The organism is Treponema sp. Marseille-Q3903 (assembly GCF_014334335.1).
Taxonomy (GTDB): Bacteria; Spirochaetota; Spirochaetia; order Treponematales; family Treponemataceae; genus Treponema_D.
Genome location: NZ_JACSEU010000001.1, coordinates 172,963 through 195,294, shown reverse-complemented (window position 1 = coordinate 195,294; position 22,332 = coordinate 172,963). Strand labels below are relative to the sequence as shown.

General features: G+C 39.2%; 23 protein-coding genes. 15 read left to right on the top strand and 8 right to left on the bottom strand.

Annotated features, from left to right (window positions below; all coding sequences use genetic code 11):
• Positions 1-25: 25 nt before the first annotated feature.
• The 11 genes from H9I37_RS00945 (at position 26) to H9I37_RS00895 (ending at position 9,623) form a co-directional block, all read left to right on the top strand.
• Complete coding sequence (locus tag H9I37_RS00945) at positions 26-1,111, top strand: 6-phosphofructokinase (RefSeq protein ID WP_187380611.1); 1,086 nt, start codon at positions 26-28, stop codon at positions 1,109-1,111.
• Positions 1,104-2,003: an alpha-hydroxy-acid oxidizing protein gene (locus H9I37_RS00940; RefSeq protein WP_370586885.1), complete on the top strand. Its 900-nt coding sequence runs from the start codon at positions 1,104-1,106 to the stop codon at positions 2,001-2,003. The genes H9I37_RS00945 and H9I37_RS00940 overlap by 8 nt, the downstream gene beginning before the upstream one ends.
• 113 nt (positions 2,004-2,116) lie before the next feature.
• Positions 2,117-2,509 carry a GntR family transcriptional regulator gene (locus H9I37_RS00935; protein ID WP_187380610.1) on the top strand — a complete coding sequence of 131 codons (393 nt, stop codon included), beginning with the start codon at positions 2,117-2,119 and terminating at the stop codon, positions 2,507-2,509.
• Entirely contained in the window at positions 2,506-3,204 is a 699-nt protein-coding gene (locus H9I37_RS00930) for an ABC transporter ATP-binding protein (RefSeq protein ID WP_187380609.1), read from the top strand. The genes H9I37_RS00935 and H9I37_RS00930 overlap by 4 nt, the downstream gene beginning before the upstream one ends.
• Entirely contained in the window at positions 3,198-4,037 is an 840-nt protein-coding gene (locus H9I37_RS00925; protein WP_187380608.1) for a hypothetical protein, read from the top strand. Before H9I37_RS00930 ends, H9I37_RS00925 begins: the two co-directional genes overlap by 7 nt.
• 261 nt (positions 4,038-4,298) lie before the next feature.
• Positions 4,299-5,435 (top strand): ABC transporter substrate-binding protein, encoded by a 1,137-nt coding sequence (locus H9I37_RS00920; RefSeq protein WP_187380607.1) that lies wholly within the window; start codon positions 4,299-4,301, stop codon positions 5,433-5,435.
• Positions 5,436-5,498: 63 nt separating this feature from the next.
• Positions 5,499-6,407 carry a branched-chain amino acid ABC transporter permease gene (locus H9I37_RS00915; protein WP_187382493.1) on the top strand — a complete coding sequence of 303 codons (909 nt, stop codon included), beginning with the start codon at positions 5,499-5,501 and terminating at the stop codon, positions 6,405-6,407.
• 11 nt (positions 6,408-6,418) lie between these two features.
• A complete protein-coding gene (locus H9I37_RS00910) occupies positions 6,419-7,423 on the top strand; it encodes a branched-chain amino acid ABC transporter permease (protein WP_187380606.1) in 1,005 nt (334 codons plus the stop codon).
• Entirely contained in the window at positions 7,416-8,210 is a 795-nt protein-coding gene (locus H9I37_RS00905; RefSeq protein WP_187380605.1) for an ABC transporter ATP-binding protein, read from the top strand. The genes H9I37_RS00910 and H9I37_RS00905 overlap by 8 nt, the downstream gene beginning before the upstream one ends.
• A 5-nt stretch (positions 8,211-8,215) precedes the next feature.
• The gene (locus H9I37_RS00900; protein ID WP_187382492.1) at positions 8,216-8,920 is read left to right on the top strand and encodes an ABC transporter ATP-binding protein; all 705 of its coding nucleotides are present in this window, start codon (positions 8,216-8,218) and stop codon (positions 8,918-8,920) included.
• 55 nt (positions 8,921-8,975) lie between these two features.
• Positions 8,976-9,623, top strand: coding sequence for a CBS domain-containing protein (locus H9I37_RS00895; RefSeq protein ID WP_187380604.1), 648 nt, complete (start codon positions 8,976-8,978; stop codon positions 9,621-9,623).
• Between the two features lies 1 nt (position 9,624).
• Here H9I37_RS00895 and H9I37_RS00890 read toward each other — a convergent pair whose 3' ends face one another.
• The 3 genes from H9I37_RS00890 to H9I37_RS00880 all read right to left on the bottom strand — a co-directional run bounded on the left by H9I37_RS00890 (position 9,625) and on the right by H9I37_RS00880 (position 12,470).
• Positions 9,625-10,770: an aldo/keto reductase gene (locus H9I37_RS00890; protein WP_187380603.1), complete on the bottom strand. Its 1,146-nt coding sequence runs from the start codon at positions 10,768-10,770 to the stop codon at positions 9,625-9,627.
• Between the two features lie 161 nt (positions 10,771-10,931).
• Complete coding sequence (locus H9I37_RS00885) at positions 10,932-11,513, bottom strand: DNA-deoxyinosine glycosylase (RefSeq protein ID WP_187380602.1); 582 nt, start codon at positions 11,511-11,513, stop codon at positions 10,932-10,934.
• 33 nt (positions 11,514-11,546) lie between these two features.
• The gene (locus tag H9I37_RS00880; protein ID WP_187380601.1) at positions 11,547-12,470 is read right to left on the bottom strand and encodes a DUF2156 domain-containing protein; all 924 of its coding nucleotides are present in this window, start codon (positions 12,468-12,470) and stop codon (positions 11,547-11,549) included.
• A 209-nt stretch (positions 12,471-12,679) separates the two neighbouring features.
• Here H9I37_RS00880 and H9I37_RS00875 point away from each other — a divergent pair, with 209 nt between their 5' ends.
• Positions 12,680-13,387 (top strand): Bax inhibitor-1/YccA family protein, encoded by a 708-nt coding sequence (locus tag H9I37_RS00875; RefSeq protein ID WP_370586884.1) that lies wholly within the window; start codon positions 12,680-12,682, stop codon positions 13,385-13,387.
• A gap of 86 nt (positions 13,388-13,473) precedes the next feature.
• On the opposite strand, the gene H9I37_RS00870 is transcribed toward H9I37_RS00875, so the two are convergent.
• The gene (locus tag H9I37_RS00870; RefSeq protein WP_187380600.1) at positions 13,474-14,043 is read right to left on the bottom strand and encodes a hypothetical protein; all 570 of its coding nucleotides are present in this window, start codon (positions 14,041-14,043) and stop codon (positions 13,474-13,476) included.
• 97 nt (positions 14,044-14,140) lie between these two features.
• On the opposite strand from H9I37_RS00870, the gene H9I37_RS00865 reads away from it, so the two are divergent.
• A complete protein-coding gene (locus H9I37_RS00865; RefSeq protein ID WP_187380599.1) occupies positions 14,141-14,872 on the top strand; it encodes a tRNA1(Val) (adenine(37)-N6)-methyltransferase in 732 nt (243 codons plus the stop codon).
• On the opposite strand, the gene H9I37_RS00860 is transcribed toward H9I37_RS00865, so the two are convergent.
• Positions 14,859-15,521 carry a TetR/AcrR family transcriptional regulator gene (locus H9I37_RS00860; RefSeq protein WP_187380598.1) on the bottom strand — a complete coding sequence of 221 codons (663 nt, stop codon included), beginning with the start codon at positions 15,519-15,521 and terminating at the stop codon, positions 14,859-14,861. The two genes, H9I37_RS00865 and H9I37_RS00860, sit on opposite strands and share 14 nt — an antisense overlap.
• Positions 15,522-15,722: 201 nt before the next feature.
• On the opposite strand from H9I37_RS00860, the gene H9I37_RS00855 reads away from it, so the two are divergent.
• Positions 15,723-17,654 (top strand): AMP-dependent synthetase/ligase, encoded by a 1,932-nt coding sequence (locus H9I37_RS00855; RefSeq protein ID WP_187380597.1) that lies wholly within the window; start codon positions 15,723-15,725, stop codon positions 17,652-17,654.
• A gap of 197 nt (positions 17,655-17,851) precedes the next feature.
• The gene (gene htpG / locus H9I37_RS00850) at positions 17,852-19,831 is read left to right on the top strand and encodes a molecular chaperone HtpG (RefSeq protein WP_187380596.1); all 1,980 of its coding nucleotides are present in this window, start codon (positions 17,852-17,854) and stop codon (positions 19,829-19,831) included.
• 5 nt (positions 19,832-19,836) lie between these two features.
• Here the strand turns inward: htpG and H9I37_RS00845 are convergent, their stop codons facing one another.
• From H9I37_RS00845 to H9I37_RS00835, 3 genes are all read right to left on the bottom strand, one after another.
• Complete coding sequence (locus H9I37_RS00845; protein WP_187380595.1) at positions 19,837-20,745, bottom strand: 1-phosphofructokinase family hexose kinase; 909 nt, start codon at positions 20,743-20,745, stop codon at positions 19,837-19,839.
• A 19-nt stretch (positions 20,746-20,764) separates the two neighbouring features.
• Positions 20,765-21,436, bottom strand: coding sequence for an HAD-IA family hydrolase (locus tag H9I37_RS00840; protein ID WP_187380594.1), 672 nt, complete (start codon positions 21,434-21,436; stop codon positions 20,765-20,767).
• 98 nt (positions 21,437-21,534) lie between these two features.
• Positions 21,535-22,326, bottom strand: coding sequence for an RNA methyltransferase (locus H9I37_RS00835; protein ID WP_187380593.1), 792 nt, complete (start codon positions 22,324-22,326; stop codon positions 21,535-21,537).
• Positions 22,327-22,332: the final 6 nt, after the last annotated feature.

The following is a 22,332-nucleotide window of genomic DNA, read 5'->3' as shown; positions in this document are numbered from 1 at the left end:
TGTAAAAGCTGTTATAATCATATTTATGAAAGCTTCAAATATTAAAACAGTCGGTGTTTTGACTTCCGGCGGAGATGCTCCCGGTCTTAATGCTGCAATCAGAGCGTTGTGTATTGCTGGCAAAGCAAAATACGGGATAAAATTTATTGGTATTCACAATGGATATCGCGGTCTTATTGACAATGATACTTTCAAGATGGATTCTATCGATCTTGACTCTCTAATTTCATCAGGTGGAACGATACTTGGGACTTCGCGAGTAAAGCCTTTTAAAAATCCGGTTCCAGATCCGAAAACAGGTTTGCTTCCTATAGATGCAATAAAAGAAACTTTCAAAAAGAATAAATTTGATGCACTTGTGTGTCTTGGCGGGAACGGAACAAATACGACTGCTTATCAACTGTCTCAGGAAGGATTTAATGTAATCGGAATGCCGAAGACAATTGATAACGATATAGTCGGCTCTGATGAGACATTCGGGTTTCACACTGCAATAGATGTTGCAACTCAGGGAATTGCGGCAATCAGGACAACTGCAAAAAGTCACAGCCGTGCGATGGTTGTTGAAATTATGGGGCACAAAGTCGGCTGGCTAGGACTTTATTCGGGAATAGCAGGAAATGCCGATGTTATTCTTTTGCCGGAAATTCCATACGACATTAAAAAGATTGCTAAACATTTAAAAGCAAAAAAAGAAGCTGGGCAGAACAATTTTATCATAGCATGCTCTGAAGGTGCTTTGAGCGTTGAAGAATCGAAACTTGAAAAGAAGGAATTCAAAAAAGCTCGAGAAGCAGCGACGCAGTCTGTGGCTTTCCGTGTTGCAAAGGAAATCGAAGAGGAAACCGGCGTTGAAACGCGGACTTCTGTTCTTGGATATCTGCAACGCGGCGGTTTTCCGTCGCCTTACGACATTCTTTTGGCAACTCGGCTTGGAGCTGCTGCGGCAGATTTTCTTGCTAACAAACAGTTTGGAAATCTTGTAGCGATAAAAAATGGACAAATCGTGGCAACCCCTTTGAGTGTCGTTGCGGGACAGGTAAAATCGATTTCAGAAAATGATCAGATGTTACAAACCGGACGAGATTTAGGGATTTGTTTTGGTGACTAAGGCAAAAACGGTGGCAACAGGGGATTTTAAGTGCCATCGCTGTGCCGTATGTGATGGGTATGGTTGTTTGGGGCAGCTTCCAGGTTTCGGAGGCGTTTATGAAAGCAAAAACTTTCAGCTAAACTATGAAGCGTGGAAAGAACTCTATGAGCGTGCAATTGCAAACGGCAAAGCTGATGAACTCGATGTAATTAAAATAAAGCCTTCGACGATTCGTTGTGGTCCTGTTACAGGAGCTGTTGAAAACATCGGTTATGCACAGGAAGCTGATTTTTATTTTCCTTATTTAAAAAATGCGTTCGACAGCGGAATCGGACTCTGCGTAGGCGACGGGTGTCCCGACGAAAAGCTCAAGTTCGGAGTTGAAGCTGTCGTTAAAATCGGGACAAAGGCGGCATTTTTCCTAAAACCGTATCCTCAAGATAAACTGCGACAGCGGATTGAATTTGTAAAACCTCATGCAGAATATATCGGAATTGATATAGACTCTTACAACATCGTTACAATGCGAAATCTTGTCAATCTTGAGCGGAAAACTGCTTATCAACTCGAAGAACTAAGAAAAATTGCCGGGGTCCCGTTTGTAATAAAAGGGGTCTTCACAGATGAAGACATTGAGCTTGTCAAAGAATTAAAGCCTGATGTCGTCTATGTCTCTAATCACGGGGGGCGCGTAGAGACGAGGATTGGCAGCAGTGGAGATTTCCTTGCAGAGCATTCGCAAGAGCTAAAAAAATACTGCAGTGAAATTTGGGTAGATGGCGGAATAAGGTCGCATCGGGACGTTCAGACGGCTGTTTTTTATGGAGCTGATAAAGTTGTAATTGCACGTCCTCTGATTCACGCTACATTCGATGAGCATTATCCTAGAACTATCAAACACTTTCTTTAATTTTCTCTTTTAACGATTTGTTTTTCTTGACATCAACTCTGTATTTTTGTATTATGCACCCAATACAACGGCACGGCAGTGCAAAACTAAAAAAATTTACGAGGCAGGGATAAATGGAATATCAGTTTACAGATGATAAACCTATTTACGTGCAGCTTATGGATTATTTTAAAGTTCAGATTGTCTCCGGAGAATTGCAGGAAGGCAGCCGCCTTGAATCTGTCAGGGATTTGGCAGTCAAAGCAAGGGTTAATCCGAATACAATGCAAAAAGCGTTGTCTGAACTTGAGAGAATTGGACTTGTCAGAACAGAGCGCACGGCAGGAAGGTTTATCACAGACGACAAGGAACGTATAAAAAAAATGAAGCAAGATATCGCCGAAGAAGAGATTTTTTTATTTCTCAACAAGATGAAGTCTTTGGGATTTGAAAAAAGAGATGTAATGGAATTGCTTGATAAAAAGTTAAAAACAAATCACGAAAAAACTGTGGAGAATAAAGTATGAGTCCTGTAATGGAATGTAAAAATCTTACAAAAAAATATGGCGACAAAATCGCACTCAACGGAATAAATCTTGAGATTCCGAGCGGTGAAATTGTCGGGCTTTTGGGACCAAACGGGAGCGGAAAGACGACAATGTTGAAAATCGCTGCAGGTTTGCTCAAACCGACTTCCGGCAAGATTTCTGTCTGTGGACTGGAGCCCGGAGCGGAATCTAAAATGCAGATTGCTTATCAGCCTGATAGAGTTTACATAAACAGCTGGCTTGACGTGAACGGGCTCGTAAAAATGATGTCTGACTTTTACACAAATTTTAACAAAGACAAAGCGCATGATATGCTCTGCAAACTCAAAGTCGACCCGAAACAAAAACTTAAAAAAATGTCGAAAGGGACAAAAGAAAAAGTTCAGCTTGTTATGACGATGAGCCGGGAAGTTCCATTTTATATCCTAGATGAACCGATAGGAGGAGTCGACCCTGCTGCCCGAGATTTTATCTTGAACACGATAATCAGCAATTACAGCGAAAACTCTACGGTTTTGATTTCAACTCATTTAATAAGCGATGTTGAATTTGTTTTGAATCACATCATTTTCTTAAAGGAAGGGCAGATTGTCAGACAGGGAAATGCAGACGATATTCGGCAGGAGACGGGTATGTCTATAGACTCGTTATTTAGGGAGGAATTCAAATGCTAACAAAAACAAATCGTTCGAGGAATTCGTTTTCTTTTATTGGAAAAGTTTTTAAATATGAATTCGGAGCGCTTGCTCATACATTGCTTTTTGTATATGCCGTTGCGGCAGTCGTTTCTTTTTTAATTGGGTTTTGGTGGAATAACTTCTTTATCAGCAAAGATACAGCTGAAGAGTTGTACAATTATTACATGGAAGTTTATTCTTTTTCATTGTTGTTTTTTATAATCACCTCAACAGCGATGATTTCTATCACTTTGCTCATGATAGAACGGCGCTTTAAAAAGAGTGTCTTCGATGATGAAGCGTATTTGAATATGACTCTTCCTGTGACTACTGGGGAACATCTTTGCGGAAGAATCCTCGCCTCGTTTTTGTGGGGATTGATTTTATTTTTTGCGATTGCAATATGTGTGTTGTGTTATCAACTTCCTCTTTTCAAAGTCTTTTTTACAAGGGAATATTTGAATTATGTATTTTATGGAAGTGCGTTTGGACCTGAGTCGTTTATGACGCGTTTACCGGTTCCTAAGGGAGCATATATTTTTCTCACCGTTCTGAACACAATTTTACTGATGATTGAATACATAACTTTTGTTTTTATGGTCGAGGCGATTGCGAATCTTGCAAAAAATCATAAAAAGCTTGTGGAAGCTCTTACAACAATTATTATAATAACTGCTTATTTTGTTATCAGGGTTTTTCTTTTGAAGATTAAAGGCAGTGAAAATTCTCTGATACCTTCTATTTTGTATGCAGCATTTACAATTGTTGCGATAGCCGCAAATTATGCCACAAGTTATGTGCTGATAAATAAAAAATTTAATCTCGAATAAACGTCCACAAAAGTTTTATAAAGCAAAACAGTCAAAAAGAGGTTGCCGTGTAGTGAAATATTTTGCTCTGCACGGCATATGCGTTTAATTCCCATTTTTCCCACAGTCATCGTTTGCAGAGTTGTGCAGATATAAAAATCTGTTGATATAGCCGGTTTTTGTTCAATTATACTAAAAGTATTTACACTCACTGAACTTTACTCTATTATTTATTGCAAATGAAAAATGATTTTTTTATACAATCACAAAGGAGGATTAGTTATGAAAAAATTTGTTAAACTTGTTGCAGTTGCCCTTGCTGTTTTTGCAGTTTGTTCTTGCGGTGATAAAGCAACTGATACAATAAAAATCGGTGGGATTTTCCCACTGTCAGGTGGAGTTGCCGTATACGGCGTTGAATGTAAAAAAGGGATAGACCTTGCTATTGAAGAAATCAATGAAGCTGGCGGAATTAATGGTAAAAAGATTCAACTCATAAGCGAAGATGATGAAGGAAATCCTGACAAAACTGTAAACGCTTTTAAAAAGCTCACTTCTAAAGACGGAGTAAAAATCATAATCGGGTCTCTCACTTCTGGATGCACACAGGCTATTACAACACTTTCTCAGGTAGGAAAAATTGTTCAGATTGCTCCTGCTGCAACAGCTCCTGTGATTACAGAGGCAGGTAATTACATTTTCCGCGCATGTTTTATAGACCCATTTCAGGGAACTGTCGGTGGAAAATTCTCTGTAGAAACTCTTCATGCTAAAAAAGCTGCTGTTCTTTATGATGTCGGAAACGACTATTCAGTTGGTCTATACGAAAATTTTAAAGTTGCTTTTGAAAAAAACGGCGGTAAAATTGTCGCTGCTGAATCTTATGCAACTGGCGATAAAGATTTCAACGCTCAGCTTACAAAAATTAAAAACGCAAATCCCGGTGTAGTGTATCTCCCAGATTATTACGGAACTGTTGCTCTCATTGCAAAACAGCTTCGTGCGCAAGGAATTAACACTCCAATCGTCGGTGCAGACGGCTGGGATGGACTTACGGCAAATGCTGGGGAAGAAGTTTTGAACGGTTATTATTCAAATCATTATGCAGTAGATTCCACAGAGCCTGAAGTTCAGAAATTCGTTTCTTCATTCCGTGCAAAGCACAACGAAGATCCAAATTCGTTTGCAGCACTCGGATACGATTGTGTTTACATGATTAGAGATGCCATTGCAATGGCAGGGACAACTGACGGCACTTCTGTTGCCGCAGCTCTTGAAAAGACAAACGGCAGATATGTAACAGGACACCTTACATTTGATGAAAAACACAATCCTGTAAAATCGGCTGTAATGCTCGAACTTGTAAAAGGAAGTGATGGAAAACTTACAACAGCTTATAAGACAACTGTAAATCCGTAATCTGGCGAAGCTAGTTATTTTTTAATTAAACAATAATGGAGGATAAAGTTGAATTCTGGTTCTATGTTTCTACAGCAACTGATAAACGGGTTGTCGCTGGGAAGTATTTATGCGTTGATAGCTCTCGGCTATACAATGGTTTACGGAATTGTAAAGCTCATCAACTTTGCCCACGGTGATATCATGATGATAGGTGCTTATGCAGGCTACTTTGTACTCGTCGCATTCGGGTTGACAGCCATGGGGTCTGTAAATGTAACAGCTTTGAGCCTTGCATTCGCATTTGTAGGGTCTATGGTTGTTTGTGCTCTTCTTGCAGTCGTTATTGAAAGATTTGCTTACAGACCGCTGAGAAATGCTCCTAGACTGAATTCTTTGATAACGGCAATTGCTGTAGAACTTATTCTCCAAAATACAATGCGTGTACTTCCGTTTGTGGGACCAGACCCGCGCCAATTCCCAACGATGGCGACAAAAAATTTTGCGCTTGGTTCAATTTCCATTTCAAATATCCAGCTGATTGTGATTGTGTTCAGTGCCGTTTTAATGCTTGTTTTAAACTTTATCGTCAACAAAACAAAAACAGGAAAAGCAATGCAAGCTGTTTCTTACGATATGAAAGCAGCGAGTTTGATGGGGATTTCGGTAAACAAGACAATTGCAATTACGTTTGTCATCGGGTCTGTTCTTGCAGGGGCAGGAGGAATTCTCTATGCAACCGCATATCCTCAGATTGACCCTGTCATGGGATATATGCCGGGGCTTAAAGCGTTTATCGCAGCTGTTCTTGGCGGAATAGGCTCTATACCAGGTGCAATGCTTGGAGGAATTATTCTTGGCATCGCAGAAACTCTGACAAAAGGATTTCTCTCATCACAGTATGCAGATGCAATTTCATTTTCAATACTGATTATCATTCTTTCTGTGAAGCCGACCGGCATTTTTGGGAAAAAGATTACTGTAAAGGTGTAGGAAGACTGTTTATGAAAAAAAAAGTATTTAGAAACATGATGATTCCCGGCATAATTGCGGTTTTGTTTGTATTACTTCCGGCAATTTTAATTCAGTTTGGAGCAATCAATCCATATACTGCACAGATTCTGACTTTGTCTGGAATCAATGCAATCATGGCGCTCAGTGTAAACATCATCTGTGGTATTACGGGGCAGCTTTCGCTCGGTCAGGCAGGTTTTATGGCACTTGGTGCATATTCTACAATCATTTTGACACTGAACGCTAAAATTCCGCTGCCGGTTGCGATTATCCTTGCCGGACTTTTCACTGCATTTTTAGGTTTTTTGATAGGGTTTCCAACATTGAAGCTTGAAGGCGACTATCTTGCAATCGTGACTTTGGGATTCGGTGAAATTATCAGAGTCGTGCTTGTAAACTTAAAAAAATGGACAGGCGGCCCGAATGGAAAACAGTTTCCAACGATTTTGACTCTCAACGCAACTGCTGCTTATCTTGCGATTATAGGAACGCTTGTGCTAATCATAATCTTGCTGATGAATTTTATCCGTTCAACTTACGGTCGTGCGATTCTTGCAGTCCGCGAAGATGAAATTGCAGCAAACTCTTCAGGCATCAGCGTATTTAAATATAAAATGATAGGTTTTGTAATCGCTTCGTTTGTTGCAGGAATTGGAGGCGCACTTTACGTTTCATTTATAGGATTTGTAAAGCCGGAGCAGGCATCGTTTACAAAAAGTATAGATTATCTTATTTTCGTAGTTCTCGGAGGAATGGGCTCTACAACTGGAAGCATACTTGCCGCTTTTGTCCTGACATATTTGCAGGAATTTTTGCGTTTCTTGCAGAATTACCGTCTGCTGATTTACCCGATAATTTTAATCATAGTGATGCTGTTCCGTCCCAAAGGGCTTATGGGAATCAACGAGATTTCATTTGTCGGGCTGTGGGAAAAATTTTCAAATATGGTCAAAAATATAAAAAATAAATCTACAAGCGAGGTCGAAAATGAGTGAAAAAAAATTAGTTCTCGAAGCTACTGATATTTCTATTATTTTCGGTGGACTCTGCGCTGTCAACGGATTTTCCGGTGAATTACGGGAAGGGGAACTTGTAGGTTTGATTGGTCCGAATGGAGCCGGCAAAACAACTTTATTCAACATGTTGAGTGGAGTTTACACGCCGACATCAGGGCAGCTTTCATTTTGGGATAAAGACGGCAGAGTTCACGTAATCAACAAGATGAGTCCGGCTCAGTTGAATAAAATCGGAATAGCCAGAACTTTTCAAAATATCCGTTTGTTTGGAAAGCTGACAGTTGCAGACAATGTTAGAATTGCGCTCCACAACTCAAGGACAGTCAACCCGCTCGACGTTTTGTTCAGAACTTCAAAGTTCCGCCGCGATGAAAAGATGATGACTGAAAAGGCTATGCAGCTTTTGAAACTTTTTAAAATTGACAACAAAGCCGATGAATATGCAAAAAATCTTCCGTATGGCGAACAGCGCAAACTTGAAATCGTACGAGCGCTCGCTTCTAAGCCAAAACTCCTTCTTCTCGACGAACCTGCAGCCGGAATGAATGGGCAGGAAACTGAAGAGTTGATGGAAATGATCGGTTTTATACGCAGAGAATTCAACCTGACGATTCTTTTGATTGAGCATGACATGAAACTCGTAATGGGGATATGCGAAAGAATTATGGTCTTGAACTACGGAAAAATCATTGCATCGGGAAAACCTGAAGAAATAAGAACGAATCCGCAGGTTATAAAAGCTTATCTTGGTTCGGAGGCTGTTTGATGGCTATACTAGAAGTAAAAAATCTTTCTGTCTCGTACGGGGCTATCAAAGCTCTCAGAAATATTTCATTTTCAGTTGAGCAAGGCGAAATCATCTCTCTGATTGGTTCAAATGGGGCAGGAAAAACGACGACGCTTCACGCAGTCTCAAATATTATCAAAAAAAATGAAGGGCAGGTGTTTTTTGAGGGCGAAGATATAACAAATCTTTCTCCAGATAAAATCGTTGCAAAGAATTTGATCCATGTTCCGGAAGGAAGACGCATATTTCAGAATCTGACTGTCAGAGAAAATCTTGAACTCGGAGCTTTCCTCAGAAAAGATAAAGACGGAATCAATGATGATATGGAAAATGTTTTTGAACTTTTTCCACGTTTAAAAGAACGAATTAAGCAAAATGCAGGAACTTTGAGTGGCGGAGAGCAGCAGATGCTCGCCATTGGGCGAGGAATTATGGCTAAGCCAAAAGTTCTTCTCCTTGACGAGCCTTCTATGGGGCTTGCTCCTATTCTTGTCGACGAAATATTCTCGATTATCCAAAAAATCAACGGACAGGGAACTACAATTCTCGTTGTTGAGCAGAATGCGTACAAAGCTCTTTCAATTGCAGACCGTGCTTACATTTTGGAGACCGGTTCAGTTACAAAAAGTGGAGATGCAAAAAAGCTTGCGGTTGATGATTCTGTTCGTGCTGCATATCTTGGCGGCTGATGATTGCAATTGCTTTTAAGGTAAGTTGTAGTAAAATAACTAAAGAGGAAATTCTATGATAATTAAAACTGTGATGACACCTAATCCGATTTACGTTTCGCCGGATACAAGTTTGACAGAAGCAAAAAATTTGATGACAAAACACAATATCAACAAGTTGCCTGTAATCGATAAAAAAAACAGACTTGCAGGAATTGTAACAAAAAATGACCTTGCAAAGGCAGGTCCATCGGATGCAACTACGCTCGATGTTTACGAAATAGGATATCTGCTTTCTAAATTGACAGTAGAAAAGGTAATGACAAAAAAAGTTTTGGTTGTCTCTGAAGATGAAGTTGTTGAAGAAGCTGCAAGGATTATGGTTGAACACGATATCGGTTGCTTACCTGTAATGAAAGACGATATTCTTGTCGGTATTGTCACGGAAAGCGACTTGTTCAGGTTGTTTACAGAGATTTTTGGAGCCAGCCAGCCCGGAATTAGAATCAACCTTGAATCGGCAGACAAACCCGGCGTCCTCAGCGGAATTATGACAAAAATTGCAGCATTGAACGGAAACATAATTTCGGTTGTAACAAGAGAGTCAAAAAAAGTTGGCGACAGGCGGTTTACAATCAAAGCGACTGGAATCACATTAAATCAGATGAAGCAGATTTTAAAAGAATGTGATTTAGTCGCTGAAGATATAAGAGAGATAAAATAGATTATCTTTCAAAACGAACGGATACATCTTTTAGATGCTCTATGATTGCCAAATGCTGCGGACAGATTTCTTCACATTGACCACAGCTTATGCAGTCGCTCGCTTTGCCAAACGATTTTGTAAAGTTTGCATAGTATTCAAGTTGAATAGTCCAACCTGCGGTTCCGTTCGGATCTTGTTTTAAATCTGCATTGTAAAGGGCGAAATATTTTGGAATCGCGATTTTTTGTGGGCAGCCGCCTGTACAATACGAACAGCCTGTACAAGGAATTGCGTTTGAATCGGAAAGAATTTTTACAGCCTTGCGAATAATAGACTTTTCTTCATCATTTAGCGGATGGAAATCTTTCATATAAGAAGTGTTGTCTTCTATCTGTTCCATATTGCTCATTCCCGACAAAACCATTTCAACGCCTGGGTGCGAAGCTGCAAAGCGAATTGCCCATGACGCAATGCTTGCTTTTGGATTATATTTTTTAAACATTGTTTCGATTTCTTCGCCAACGTTTACGAGTGTTCCGCCTTTTACAGGTTCCATGATGATGATAGGTTTGTTGTGCTTGACGCAAACGTCGTAGCAAGCTTTTGAGCGGACCCCGGGATTGTTATAGTCGAGATAGTTCAACTGAATTTGAACAAATTCCATTTCAGGATGTTCTGTTAAAACTTTGTCTAAAAGCTCAGGACAGTCATGAAATGAAAAACCAACGTGGCGGACAAGCCCTTCTGATTTTTTTTGCATAACAAAATCAAAAACTTTCAATTTGTCATAAGTGTCAAGTGAATGGATGTTGACGTCGTGAACTAAGTAGTAATCAAAATATCCCGCCCCGGTGTGTTCAAGTTGCCCGTTGAATACTTTTTCACAATCGCTTTCTGAATGAATATAAGCCGAATGAAGTTTTGTCGTCAGTGTAAATTTGTCGCGAGGGTAGCGGCCTACAAGAATTTCTTTAGCAGCAGATTCGCTCTTTTCACCGCAGTACATAAGTGCTGTGTCAAAATAAGTAAATCCTTGTTCCATAAAACAATCTACCATCTTTTTGCAAAGTTCAATATTGATGTCGCCATCTTTGTTTGAACGAGACGGAAGACGCATAAGCCCAAAACCGAGTTTTTTGGCATTATTAAAAATATTGTTACTCATATTAAAAGTATAAACCCGAGCATGCTATATTTCAATGAACGAAAGTATATAAAAATAGTAAATAATGAAAAATAAGGCATGAATTAAGCTCATGCATTTATAAAAAAAACACGCATTGTTGTAGATTCGGAAAATATTGATTTTGGAAAGTTTTATGAATGCTACAATTTTTGAAAACATGCTTTCCTGCTCTTGATCAGTTCTTCAAGGCTATACGATGCGTTCGCAGAACTTGTAGAGGGAAGTTCGTAAAGCAAAAACTTTTGTTTTGGCTGGTTAATTTTCGTTGTTATCTCCTTTCGGTTGTCAAATTTTATTGCCATTTGATCATTTTGTTTCCAATATCTATAAAAATATTTTGCCGCCGTCATTCCGTTTAATATGATTTTATTTACTTTTGTTTCTGCCAAAATTTTTTCAATTTCTGGTGTCGACGGCACAACATCTGTGATGCTGCTATCGGAAAAGCCTCGGATATTGCATTCTTTGATGCTGTCGAAAAGTGCGATGTGATGACGTTTGAGAAATGATTTTTTTTCTTCGATTGTCAGAGGAGCGCCGGCTGCGATTTCAGGTTCAAAAATCGCCATCAGAACTTTCCAAAATCTGTTCTGCTTATTTCCGTAAAAAAATCCTGTTTCTCGTGACTTTACAGAAGGCAAACTGCCAAGTATGAGTACAGTTGAGTCCGAGTCGTAAAAAGGTTCAAAAGGCTGAACTACGTGAGTGTATTCTATTGGCATTTTAAATCTCAAAATACTTTTGCAGTTTCAACATCAGATGATTTTGCATAAAAACTTATCGATAAGCATTTCCGGGTAATATGAGAGTTTTGCTTTTCTCAATCCTTCAATTCCTAAATCTTCTTCGCGGTTTATGTATTTTGTCTTCACTGTTTTTGCAAATTCCATGTTTATGATTGCATAGCCGCCGTCGTGGGCAAAGGGAGAGATGCATTTTTCAAAGTGGATATCTGTAACATCTGTGCTCAATTCGCTTGCAAGACAAAACGCAAACGGTTTTTCTTCTTCATAAACAATTCCGCCGGACATTCCGCATGTTTTTGAAAAAAACTCAAAATTGTCAAAAACTTCAAAAATCATAAGTTTTTCATTTTGCAAATCTGCAAGAGAATCGTTTTTATCTTCATTTTCAATACTCTCGGAAAGCCATGTGTTTTCGACCTCGCGGGCTGCATCAAGATTTTCCGGAGAAAGTTTTTCAAAGCGGAAATTTGGGTGCTTCTTTTTAAATTGATTTACGTGATTTCGTTTTTTGCTGTAAGTTTTGCCCGGAAGCTTTGCAAGATTTTCTGAAAGATAAATATAATCGCTTAGTTCCGGCAGCTCTATAACTTCTACATTTTTTAAAAATTGTAAGAGTTTGTCTTTTTGCTGCTCTGTGACATTCCTGAATTTCAGCTCGCACCCATATTCCTTTGAGTCTTCAACAATGAGGTTGAGCGCGCTGTTCAGCTCTGAATTATCGCCTTCGATGTTGTGTGGAAAACAATAGACAGGACATTTTCCTTTGTAATATTTTTCAAAAATCCAGCCGCCATTTATCGAGATGCTGGAATTAAATTTTTTCCCATATAGAATAGAATTAACTGCACTGTAATTGTTTGCAAGAACGTTGTTGTTGATTGCACATTTTTGCAGTTGTTCAACATTATCAAAATTTGCAGGTTGCCAGTTCAAAATTCACCTCAGCACGATTATACAAAATTTTGAAAAGTTAATCATAGGGTGGAGAAAATTTTTTGTCTGCAATCTGCATGGGAGCGCAAGTTCAGGAGCCGCTCTCGGTTGGCATGCGAGGAATCAGAGTAACTTTTTATTAATTTTTTTGTTTGCATTATATGACCGTTATTGGTATGTTTAAATAAACAAAATACAGGAGCGTCACAATGGATATGAATGAAGCTTATTTATCAAAGACTAAAGACACGGCAAAAAACGAAAAACAGAAATTTATGGTTCGCACTTATGGCTGGATGGGGCTTGCTCTGCTTATCAGCGCAGTCAGTGCATTTTTTACAGTTAGCAATTCCGCTCTTTTGAAGCTTTTATTTTCAAATGGTGCGATGGGATTTTTTGTTCTTGCAATTGTCGAAATCGGGCTTGTAATCTGGCTATCTTCGGCAATCAGAAAGATTTCGGTTGGAGCTGCGGCGATTGCTTTTATAGTCTATGCAGTCATAAACGGCGCTACATTGTCGTCGATTTTCTTTGTGTATCAGCTAGGTTCAATTATGAACGTTTTTATTGTTGCGGCTTTGATGTTTTGCGGAATGGCAGTTTACGGTGCACTTACAAAACAAAACCTCGCATCAGCAGGGCGTTACTTGATTATGATTTTGTGGGGCGTGTTGATAGCATCTCTATTAAACATTTTCTTTAAGTCTTCAAAGCTGGATTGGTTGATTTCTTTAGTTTCTGTAGTTTTGTTTGCGGGGCTTACCGCTTATGATTCTCAGAGAATATACAATGCGGCAGGCTATGCTTCTGATTCAGAAGTTTGCAAAAAAGCGGCTATTTTTGGAGCACTTCAACTGTATCTTGATTTTATAAATATTTTCCTTAGCCTTTTGAGATTGTTCGGCAAAAGAAGATAAAAAGGCTTGAATTTAAAACTTGCAAAATATAAAAAAAAGGCAGGCAATCGCTTTGCTCAAAGCGGTTGCCTGCCTTTTTGCCTAAATTAGAATCTGTAGCCGATTCCTGACATCAATGCAAATGAAATAGTGTTTCTGTCAAAAAATTCGCTAATAAATCCAACTTGAATAGGAAAATAGAGATGTCTTACAAAAAGAAAATCGATTCCAAATCCGAACCCTGCCATTGCAATATTGCGTGTATATGGGGTGTACGTTGAAACAGTTTGATTAGTTGCGCTGTCAAAATATGATTGATATTCAGTGCCTTTTTCATATCTAAAACCGCCCAATCCCCACAAATAAAGGCGCGTATTAAACCAGTTGCCTGCTCTGGTTTCGTAAAGTTGATACGACAATTGAATATTAGTGTTGACATTAACGTCAGACTCATAATGGATTCCAAAGTCAAAATTAAATCCCAATCTATTTTCAAAAATATGTCCGTATTCCAAATCAAAGAAAGGGTGTTCGCTGATCAAATATTTTAAGCCGAGTTCATCTCTAAATCCAAAACCCTTTTTCTGAACGGGCGCATCTGAATTGTCCTCTTGTGCAAAAACTGCTGTCGCTGAAAGCAAAAACAAGACTGTAAAAACTGACAATAATTTTTTCATAAAATTCTCCTAAAAAAACGAAAAACCTTTAAGTTTTGTGTGACTTAAAAGTTTATGATATTTATATTATATACCAAAGTTATTAAAATTACAAATTATGGAACAAGTCGATATTCTTCAAAACGGGAATAAAATTATTCAAGATTCAGAGCGCTTCCAGTTCGGAATTGATGCAGTTCTTCTCGCTGATTTTGCAGCATCAAATGTCCGCAGAGGAGCAAAACTCTGTGAACTTGGGACAGGGACTGGGATTATTCCGCTTTTGATGGAAAGTCGCTGTGATTCAGCACATTTTACCGCGCTTGAAATACAACAAGAATCTGCTGATATGGCGAGGCGCAGCGTAAAATTAAACGGGCTCGAATCAAAGATTGAAGTCGTAAATGCAGATATAAAAAAAGTGAGTTTTCTTTTTGCAAAGCACAGTTTTTCAGATGTTGTTTCAAATCCTCCGTATATGAATGATAAAATCGGTGTTTCAAACCTGAATCAGGCTCTTGCAATTGCTCGTCATGAAATTTTGTGCAATCTGGAAGATGTCGTTGCTGCTGCCGATTATCTGCTTGCTCCTCATGGGAAATTTTTCATTGTTCACAGACCTTCGAGGCTCGGAGAAATTTTTGCAAGTTTTGCCCGTCACAATCTTGAACCAAAAAGAATGCGGGTTGTTTATCCTTTTAGGGACGAAAATGCAAATATCGTTTTAATTGAAGCGAGAAAAAACGCCAATCCGGATTTAAAGGTGGAGCCTCCTCTCATAGTGCGAGAGCCTGATGGAAGTTATACAAAAGAAATCGATGAAATTTACAAATCGTTTACAAAGCTTTAATAAAGTTGTCTACGAGTTTTACAGTTTTGTTCAGAAAAGTTTCGTCAGTTGGCAATGCAAATAGACTTCCTGCTCCACTTTCCGGGTTTTGACGAACGGTTTCCTTTTTCTTCACAATGTAAAAATCCCTCTGTTGAATAATTATTGCACTTATTATAGATGAAGCTTCTTTAAGTTCTTTATCAGTTTTTCCCGAAATCTTACCTGTCAGCGAAAATTCTCGCAGAATCTTAAATATCGAATCGATTATATCTTCTGTTTCTTTTTCAACAATTTTAAGAGCTTCAAGCTGAAAGTATTGTTCTGTATGGACAAGTGTATAAATCTCAAAAAAAGGTTCGTTTTCATAAAGGTCAAAATATCGTGTGATAAGTTTTTTAAACTGTGTTGATGGATTGATTTTATTGCTTTTGATTGCTTCTAGCGTTTTTGCTGGTAAAAAACTGACATCGGCAACTTGTTTTGCGCAGTATTCCAAAGTTGCGCCGTACATTGCATCTCGGCTTTCAAAGTGATTGTAGAGCGATGCCTTTTTTATTTCCAAAATTTCAGACACATCTGCAAGAGATGTTGCTCCGGCGCTTTTTTCGAACGCACTTTTTATAAATGCCTGAATAATTTTTTCTTGAGAAATATTTTTTTTGCTCATATTTCTTTTATCGGAAACTAACACTTATTAGTTTACAATTTATACAAATCTTGGGTAGTTTCAGAATTTTTAACTATGGAAATGAAAAAAAAGGCTCTTGCTTTACTCTTGAAAGTTATATATACTGAGTCAAAATGACAAAAAGCAACCAAAGTGTCATTTATCCTGAAAACTTAATTTTGGAAATTGGAGATTAGTAGTATGATTTTTGATGATAGCTACACGGTTCCTAAAATGATTAAAGACTCTGCTGAAAAGTATGCAGAGATTCCCGCTCAGATGAAAAGAACACCGGAAGGTGAATTTGAACCTGTTTTATACAGAGAGATGTTTCAACTTGCACTTGATTTTGGAGCAGCTCTTTTGAGCCTTGGTATTGCTCGTGAAGAAAAAATAGGGCTTATCTCCGATAACCGCGCTGAATGGTTTCAGGCAGATCTCGGCATTATGGCGATTGGTGCAATTGATGTACCTCGCGGTTGTGATGCAACTTTGAATGACCTTGAAAAAATTCTCTCTATAACAGAGGCAAGATACGTAATTGCTGAAAATGAAGCTCAAGTTTCAAAACTTTTGGGGATAAGAGATACAATTCCAACGCTTGAAACTATCATATGTTTTGAAAACAATGTGAAATCTAAAGTTGTTGAAGAAGCGTCAAAAGCAAAGGTAAAAATCCTCTTTTTTGAAGAGCTGATGAAAGAAGGTCAAAAATGGCGCATTGAACACAACGGGGCAGTTGAAGCAGAGCTTGAGAAAGGAAAAGGAGACGATGTTGCAACAATAATCTTTACATCAGGAACAACAGGAACTCCAAAAGGTGTAATGCTGACTCACAAAAATTTCCTTGCTCAGCTAGACGAAATTCCTGAGCGTATTTTCTTAAATCCCGGAGACAGAGCTCTGTGCGTTCTTCCTGTTTGGCATGTTTTTGAACGCGAAGTAGAATATGTAATCACAATTCAGGGAGCTACGCTTTGTTATTCAAAACCTGTAGGCTCTATTCTTCTTGCCGATTTTAAAAAGATCAATCCTTCAATTTTGCCGGCTGTTCCTCGCATTTTTGAAGCTGTTTACGACGGCGTTACAAAAAAGATGCGCAAAACAGGCGGTATTGTCCTTAAAATGTTCAACTTTTTTGTTGGAGTTGCAAAAGTTCAGAAGCGCATGAGCCGACTGATGTTCAACCAAAACGCTTGCACAACGAGCTATAAACCTGTTTTGTGGTGGTTCTTGTTCCTCATTCCATGGACATTGTTGTGGCCGCTTTACTGGCTTGGAGATTTAATTGTTTTTAGAAAAATCAAGGCTATGCTTGGAACGAATTTCCGTGCAGGAGTTGTAGGCGGAGGTGCTTATCCTAAATTCATAGATGAGTTTTTCTGGGCAATTGGTGTTGAAATTGTTGAAGGATATGGACTTACAGAAACGGCTCCAATCGTTGCGGTTCGACCTATAGCGGCACCGATTTTCAGAACAATCGGTTCTGCAATCCGTGGCGTAGAGGCGAGGGTTGTTGATCCTGTAGACGGATTTGTTCTCTCGCGTGGACAACAGGGAGTTCTTCAAGTTAGAGGTCCTACTGTCATGAAAGGGTATTACAAACGCCCTGATTTGACTGCAAAGGTTATAAACGAAGAAGGCTGGCTCGATACCGGAGACCTTGCTGTGATGACAATTCACAATGAAATCCAGATAAAAGGTCGAATTAAAGATACGATTGTTCTTCGCGGTGGGGAAAACCTTGAGCCTCTTCCAATTGAGACAAAATTATCTGAATCACGCTATATAAAGCAGGCTGTTGTCGTTGGACAGGATATGCGTTATCTTGCAGCGCTTATTTTAGTAGATGAAGATGAAGTCAAAAACTACGCAGCTTTCAACGGCGTTCAATATGATACATTTGAAAATCTGTTGAACTCGGAAGTCATTCAAAAACTGTATGAAACTGAAATTGCAGATCTTATCAGTTCAAAAAACGGATTTAAGATGTTTGAACGCATTTCAAAGTTCACGCTGATTACAAAACCTTTTGAAGTCGGTGTAGAGCTTTCGGCTAAGCAGGAAATCATGCGTTTTAGAATCAACGAGCTTTATAAAAAGCAGATTGATGCGATGTTTGACGAAGAGTAACAGGGGGCTGGCAAGAACAAGGGATTCGCAAGGCGCCGAAGGCGTTCCGGCGAAGCCGGAATGAAGCGAATAGCGGAACCTGAAGAAGCCCGGTTTTTGCGCAGCAAAAATGTTCCCATATAATACAAATTCTCTTGAATTTTGATATTTTTGTTATTATTTTTTAAGCAATACAAAAGATATAACAGAGGCAAGAAATGGCAAAATATCAGTTTCAGACAGAGGTTAATCAACTTTTAAAATTAATCATTCATTCTCTTTATTCAAACAAGGACATTTTCCTTCGTGAAATTATTTCCAACGGTTCGGATGCGTTGGACAAGCTCAAATATCTGACTGTTTCCGACGATGCGTATAAGTCGATAAATTTTGAGCCACGCATTGACATTTCGTTCGATGAAAAAAATCCTACGCTCACTGTTCAGGATACGGGAATCGGTATGAACGATGAGGATTTGACGAACAATCTCGGTACTATCGCGCGTTCCGGTACAAAAGCCTTTATGGAAAAACTGACTGCAGAAGCGGCAAAAGATTCTGCTTTGATTGGGCAGTTCGGAGTTGGATTTTATTCGGCATTTATGGCTGCCGGCAAAATCGATGTTTACACTAGAAAAGCCGCTTCCGATGGAAAAATCTGGCACTGGTCTTCTGACGGAACAAACTCATACGAAATTGAAGAGGTTGCTGCCGATTCTGACGCTGCTAAAAAATACGGTTTTGACAATCCGGAAAAAACAGGTTCTGCGATTGAGATGCATTTAAATGATGACAGCAAGGAATTTGCAAGCCGATGGAAAATTGAGGAATTGATAAAGCGTTATTCAGACCACATTGCGTTTCCTATTTATCTTCATTACGAGCAAAAAAAATATGATGATAAAGGCAAAGAGACTGGCAGCGAAAGCAAAGTTGAGCAGGTAAACAGCGCTTCGGCTTTGTGGAAACGCTCAAAGAGCGAGCTCAAAGAAGCTGACTACAATGAGTTTTACAAGACTTTTGGACACGATGGACAAGATCCTCTCCTTTATATTCACACTCATGCAGAAGGAACTCAGGAATATACGACTTTGTTCTATGTTCCGCAGACTGCTCCGTATGATATGTATCAGGCTGACTACAAGAGCGGTGTTAAACTTTATGTAAAGCGCGTATTTATCACAGATGACGACCGTGAACTTTTACCGAGCTATTTGCGTTTTGTGCGCGGTATTATCGATTCCGAAGATTTACCTTTGAACGTCAGCCGAGAGATTCTTCAGCAAAACAAAATTCTCGAAAACATAAAATCTGCGTCTGTAAAAAAATTGCTAAGCGAATTCAAAAAAATGGGTGAAGATGCTGACAAAGCGCGAAAAATCGCAGAAAAAGACCGCACGGAAGACGACAAAAAAGCAATTGAAAAATGGAGTAAATTTGTTGCTGCATTCAATCGCCCGATGAAAGAAGGCTTGTATTCTGATTATGCGAACCGCGATGAAATTGCAGAAATTGTAAGATTTAAATCTACAGATGCAAGCGGAACCGGAGATGGAAATTACACGAGCCTTGCAGACTACGTTCAGAGAATGAAACCTGAACAAAAAGCAATTTTCTACATCAGCGGCAGCGATGAGAAGAACCTCCGAGCAAACCCTCTTCTTAAAGCGTATGTTGAAAAAGGTTTTGAAGTTCTCGTGATGGATGATGATATCGACGATATTGTAATTCCGGGATTTGGAAAATATAAAAATGAGATTGAACTCAAAGCTGTAAATCGTTCCGGTTCTGATGAAGATCTCGGTGGCGATAAAGCTGAAGCCGAAAAAAAAGCTGAAGCGTTCAAACCTGTCGTTGAAAAAATCAAGAAAGAACTCGGTGATAAAGTCAAAGATGTAAAACTTTCAAAGACTCTAAGTGGTGAAAATCCGTCTTGTATTGTCGTTGATGAAAATGATCCGAGCTATCAGATGATTCAGATGATGAAAGCTATGGGGCAATCGGGACCTGAACTAAGACCGATCCTTGAAGTGAACGGAGAACATCCGCTTGTTGCAAAACTAAAGGATTCAGATGATAAAGCATTGATAGAAGATGTTTCTGAGGTTTTGCTCGGACAAGCGCTTTTGATTGCCGGGGTTGAACTTAAAGAACCTGCCGAATTTGTTAAACATTTGAATAATTTGTTGAGCAAGTAGCTATTTTAAGAAATGCTGCCCGGAGCTTCAACTTCTGCGTTTCGGGCGGCACACCACGTTCCTTTTTTTAGCGCCGAAGGTATATCACCTGACGATAAATACTGATATAAAAATCCCGCATTAAAACTGTCGCCGCAAGCTGTCGTGTTTACAGCAGTCACTTTTTCTGTTGGACATTCAAAAAAGTCTCCGCAATTTGCCGCAAGTGTAGATTCCATGCCGCGAGTGATGATGATGATATTTTTGTATTTGCGGCTTTTTTCTGTGATATTTGATTTTAGTTCGGACTCGCTCAATGGGAATTTCAGCCCGAAAGTTTTGCAATATTCTTCATCATTTATTTTGATGATATCAGGAGTTGCAGTTTCAATTGTCTTCACAAGGTCTTTCCCAATATAGTCGGCAAGAAATATTTTTTTATTGTCTTTTGAAATCCCGGCGATTGTTGCATAAAGGTCTTCACTCCAAAAATCAGGACGGCTGCCGGAGAGGATGACAGCATCAACTTTTGGAAGAGAATCTACGATTAATTTTAAAAGCTTATTTTCTGTGACTTCTTTTTCTGCATCGATAATTTTGGGTTCACTTACGACGAGCTCTGTCGTTGTGCCGGCGGTTTTGTCTAGCAAAGTCCAGCATTGCCGAGTGCTGCCGGGAATTGTCACAAACAAGAGGTTCAGATTGTCGCTTTCTGCTAGTTTTTCAAAGAGCTCTTTATTTTCTTTGCCCAGAGGGCAGATTGTCAAAGCGCATCCTTTTTCAAGCATGTTTAGCACGCGTGCAGAATTGACTGCTTTTCCTGATGCGTCTATTCTGTAATGCTCCGAACGGTTTACGCACGCCAGTTTTATATTTTCAAAAGTGATTGTTCGCTGAATTGTTGCGCTAAGGCAAATGCATAAGATGTGCTTCATAATTTAACCATGATTATCATTATAAAATTTCAGGAACTTCATATATAGATTTGAGCCTGATTGTACGCCCCTTTTTATTTTGTTCGGCATTAGCCATTGATTTTGCATCTTTTGATAGCGGTCTTCCATTTTTGTCTCCAATTAAAACGGAAGTTCCGCCTAATGCACACCACCCATCAGTGTATTTTTGCATGTCATCTAAAAACAGAGTTGTCTCTAAGTCTGCTCCAACTTTATTTAATGCAGCTTTGTAAGCACTTGGATATGGTTTTCCATTGAAACCCGTATCTCTGATATCTGTTACAGTTTGAAATAAATCTGCTACACCAAGTTTTGATAATACTCTGTCTGCGTGTTCGTGTGGGGCGTTTGTCAAAATAGACATTGGAAGCGGAAGACTCTGTAAAAACTCTCGTAGATGAGGTTGTGGCTGCAATTCATCTGCTTCATTTTGTGGGTGGACATGTGCTAAAAATTTTTCAATATCAGACATTCCCTCCGAGCGGAGCCATTCCAAAGTCGTTGAATAATGTGTGATTCGCTCTTTGCGCAGCTCTATCGCTCGCTCTATGCTACAGTTAAAATATTCTGCGACGCATTCAAGCATTCGGCGTGTAATTCCTTTGTCCATATCAGAAGACGAAGGATATAATGTATTGTCTAAATCAAAAAGCAGATGTTTGTATTTCATAAAGTTATTATATCAGACAAAACTGAAAAATACAGCAAATCGGGTTGTATGTCAGCAAATAGGGCGGGATTTTGCCTAGCACTTATTTTGCACTTATATTATTTTTCGTCCGGAATGCCAAAGTTTTTTGATGCGAGTCCTGCAATTTTATCGAATGTTTTCTCAAGATATTTTGCTTCGCCTTCGGAAAGGCTTGCGCGGCTTAAAATATTCGTCCAGAAATTTTCCATATCTTTGCGACCGGGCATTTTGAAAAACCCGATTTTATGCATGTCATCTGTAATTGTCTTCACTGTCTTTGCCAAACGTTCAAGAGTAAGAGGGGTGTACCCTTTGTATTCGGCTTTACTTTTAAGATTTTGGCGGAACATGTGATAACATATAATTTGAACTGCGTGGCTTAAGTTTAGTGAGCCGAAATTGTCAGATGACGGGATTGTGATGCCGAGGTTGCATTGCTCCAGCTGGGAATCTGTAAGTCCTGTACGCTCGTTTCCAAAAATTATTGCAACTCTTGAACTTGTCTCCGCCGTTGTGTCGTTTTCCACATTTGTCAGATTTTTTTGGTCGCAAGTGATTTTATCTACCATCTCTGCAAATTCTTCAGGGAGCAGCAATTTTCCGCGTTTTTTTCCGCGCCGCCTTGTAGTTCCCGCAGAAATCGCACAGTCTGCAGTTGCTTGCTTTATAGATGAATAAAAATGAGCATTGTCAAAAATTGTGCCGGCGTGAATTGCCAGCACATGGATGTGTTCTATGTCATAGTCTTCAGGCTTTCCGACAATGCGTAAATCTGAAATATCATTGTTTGCCATTGCCCTGCAAGCCGCTCCGATATTGCGCGATTCGTCAGGGTTGTCTAAAACTATTACAATGTTGTTTAAATTCATTCGAAC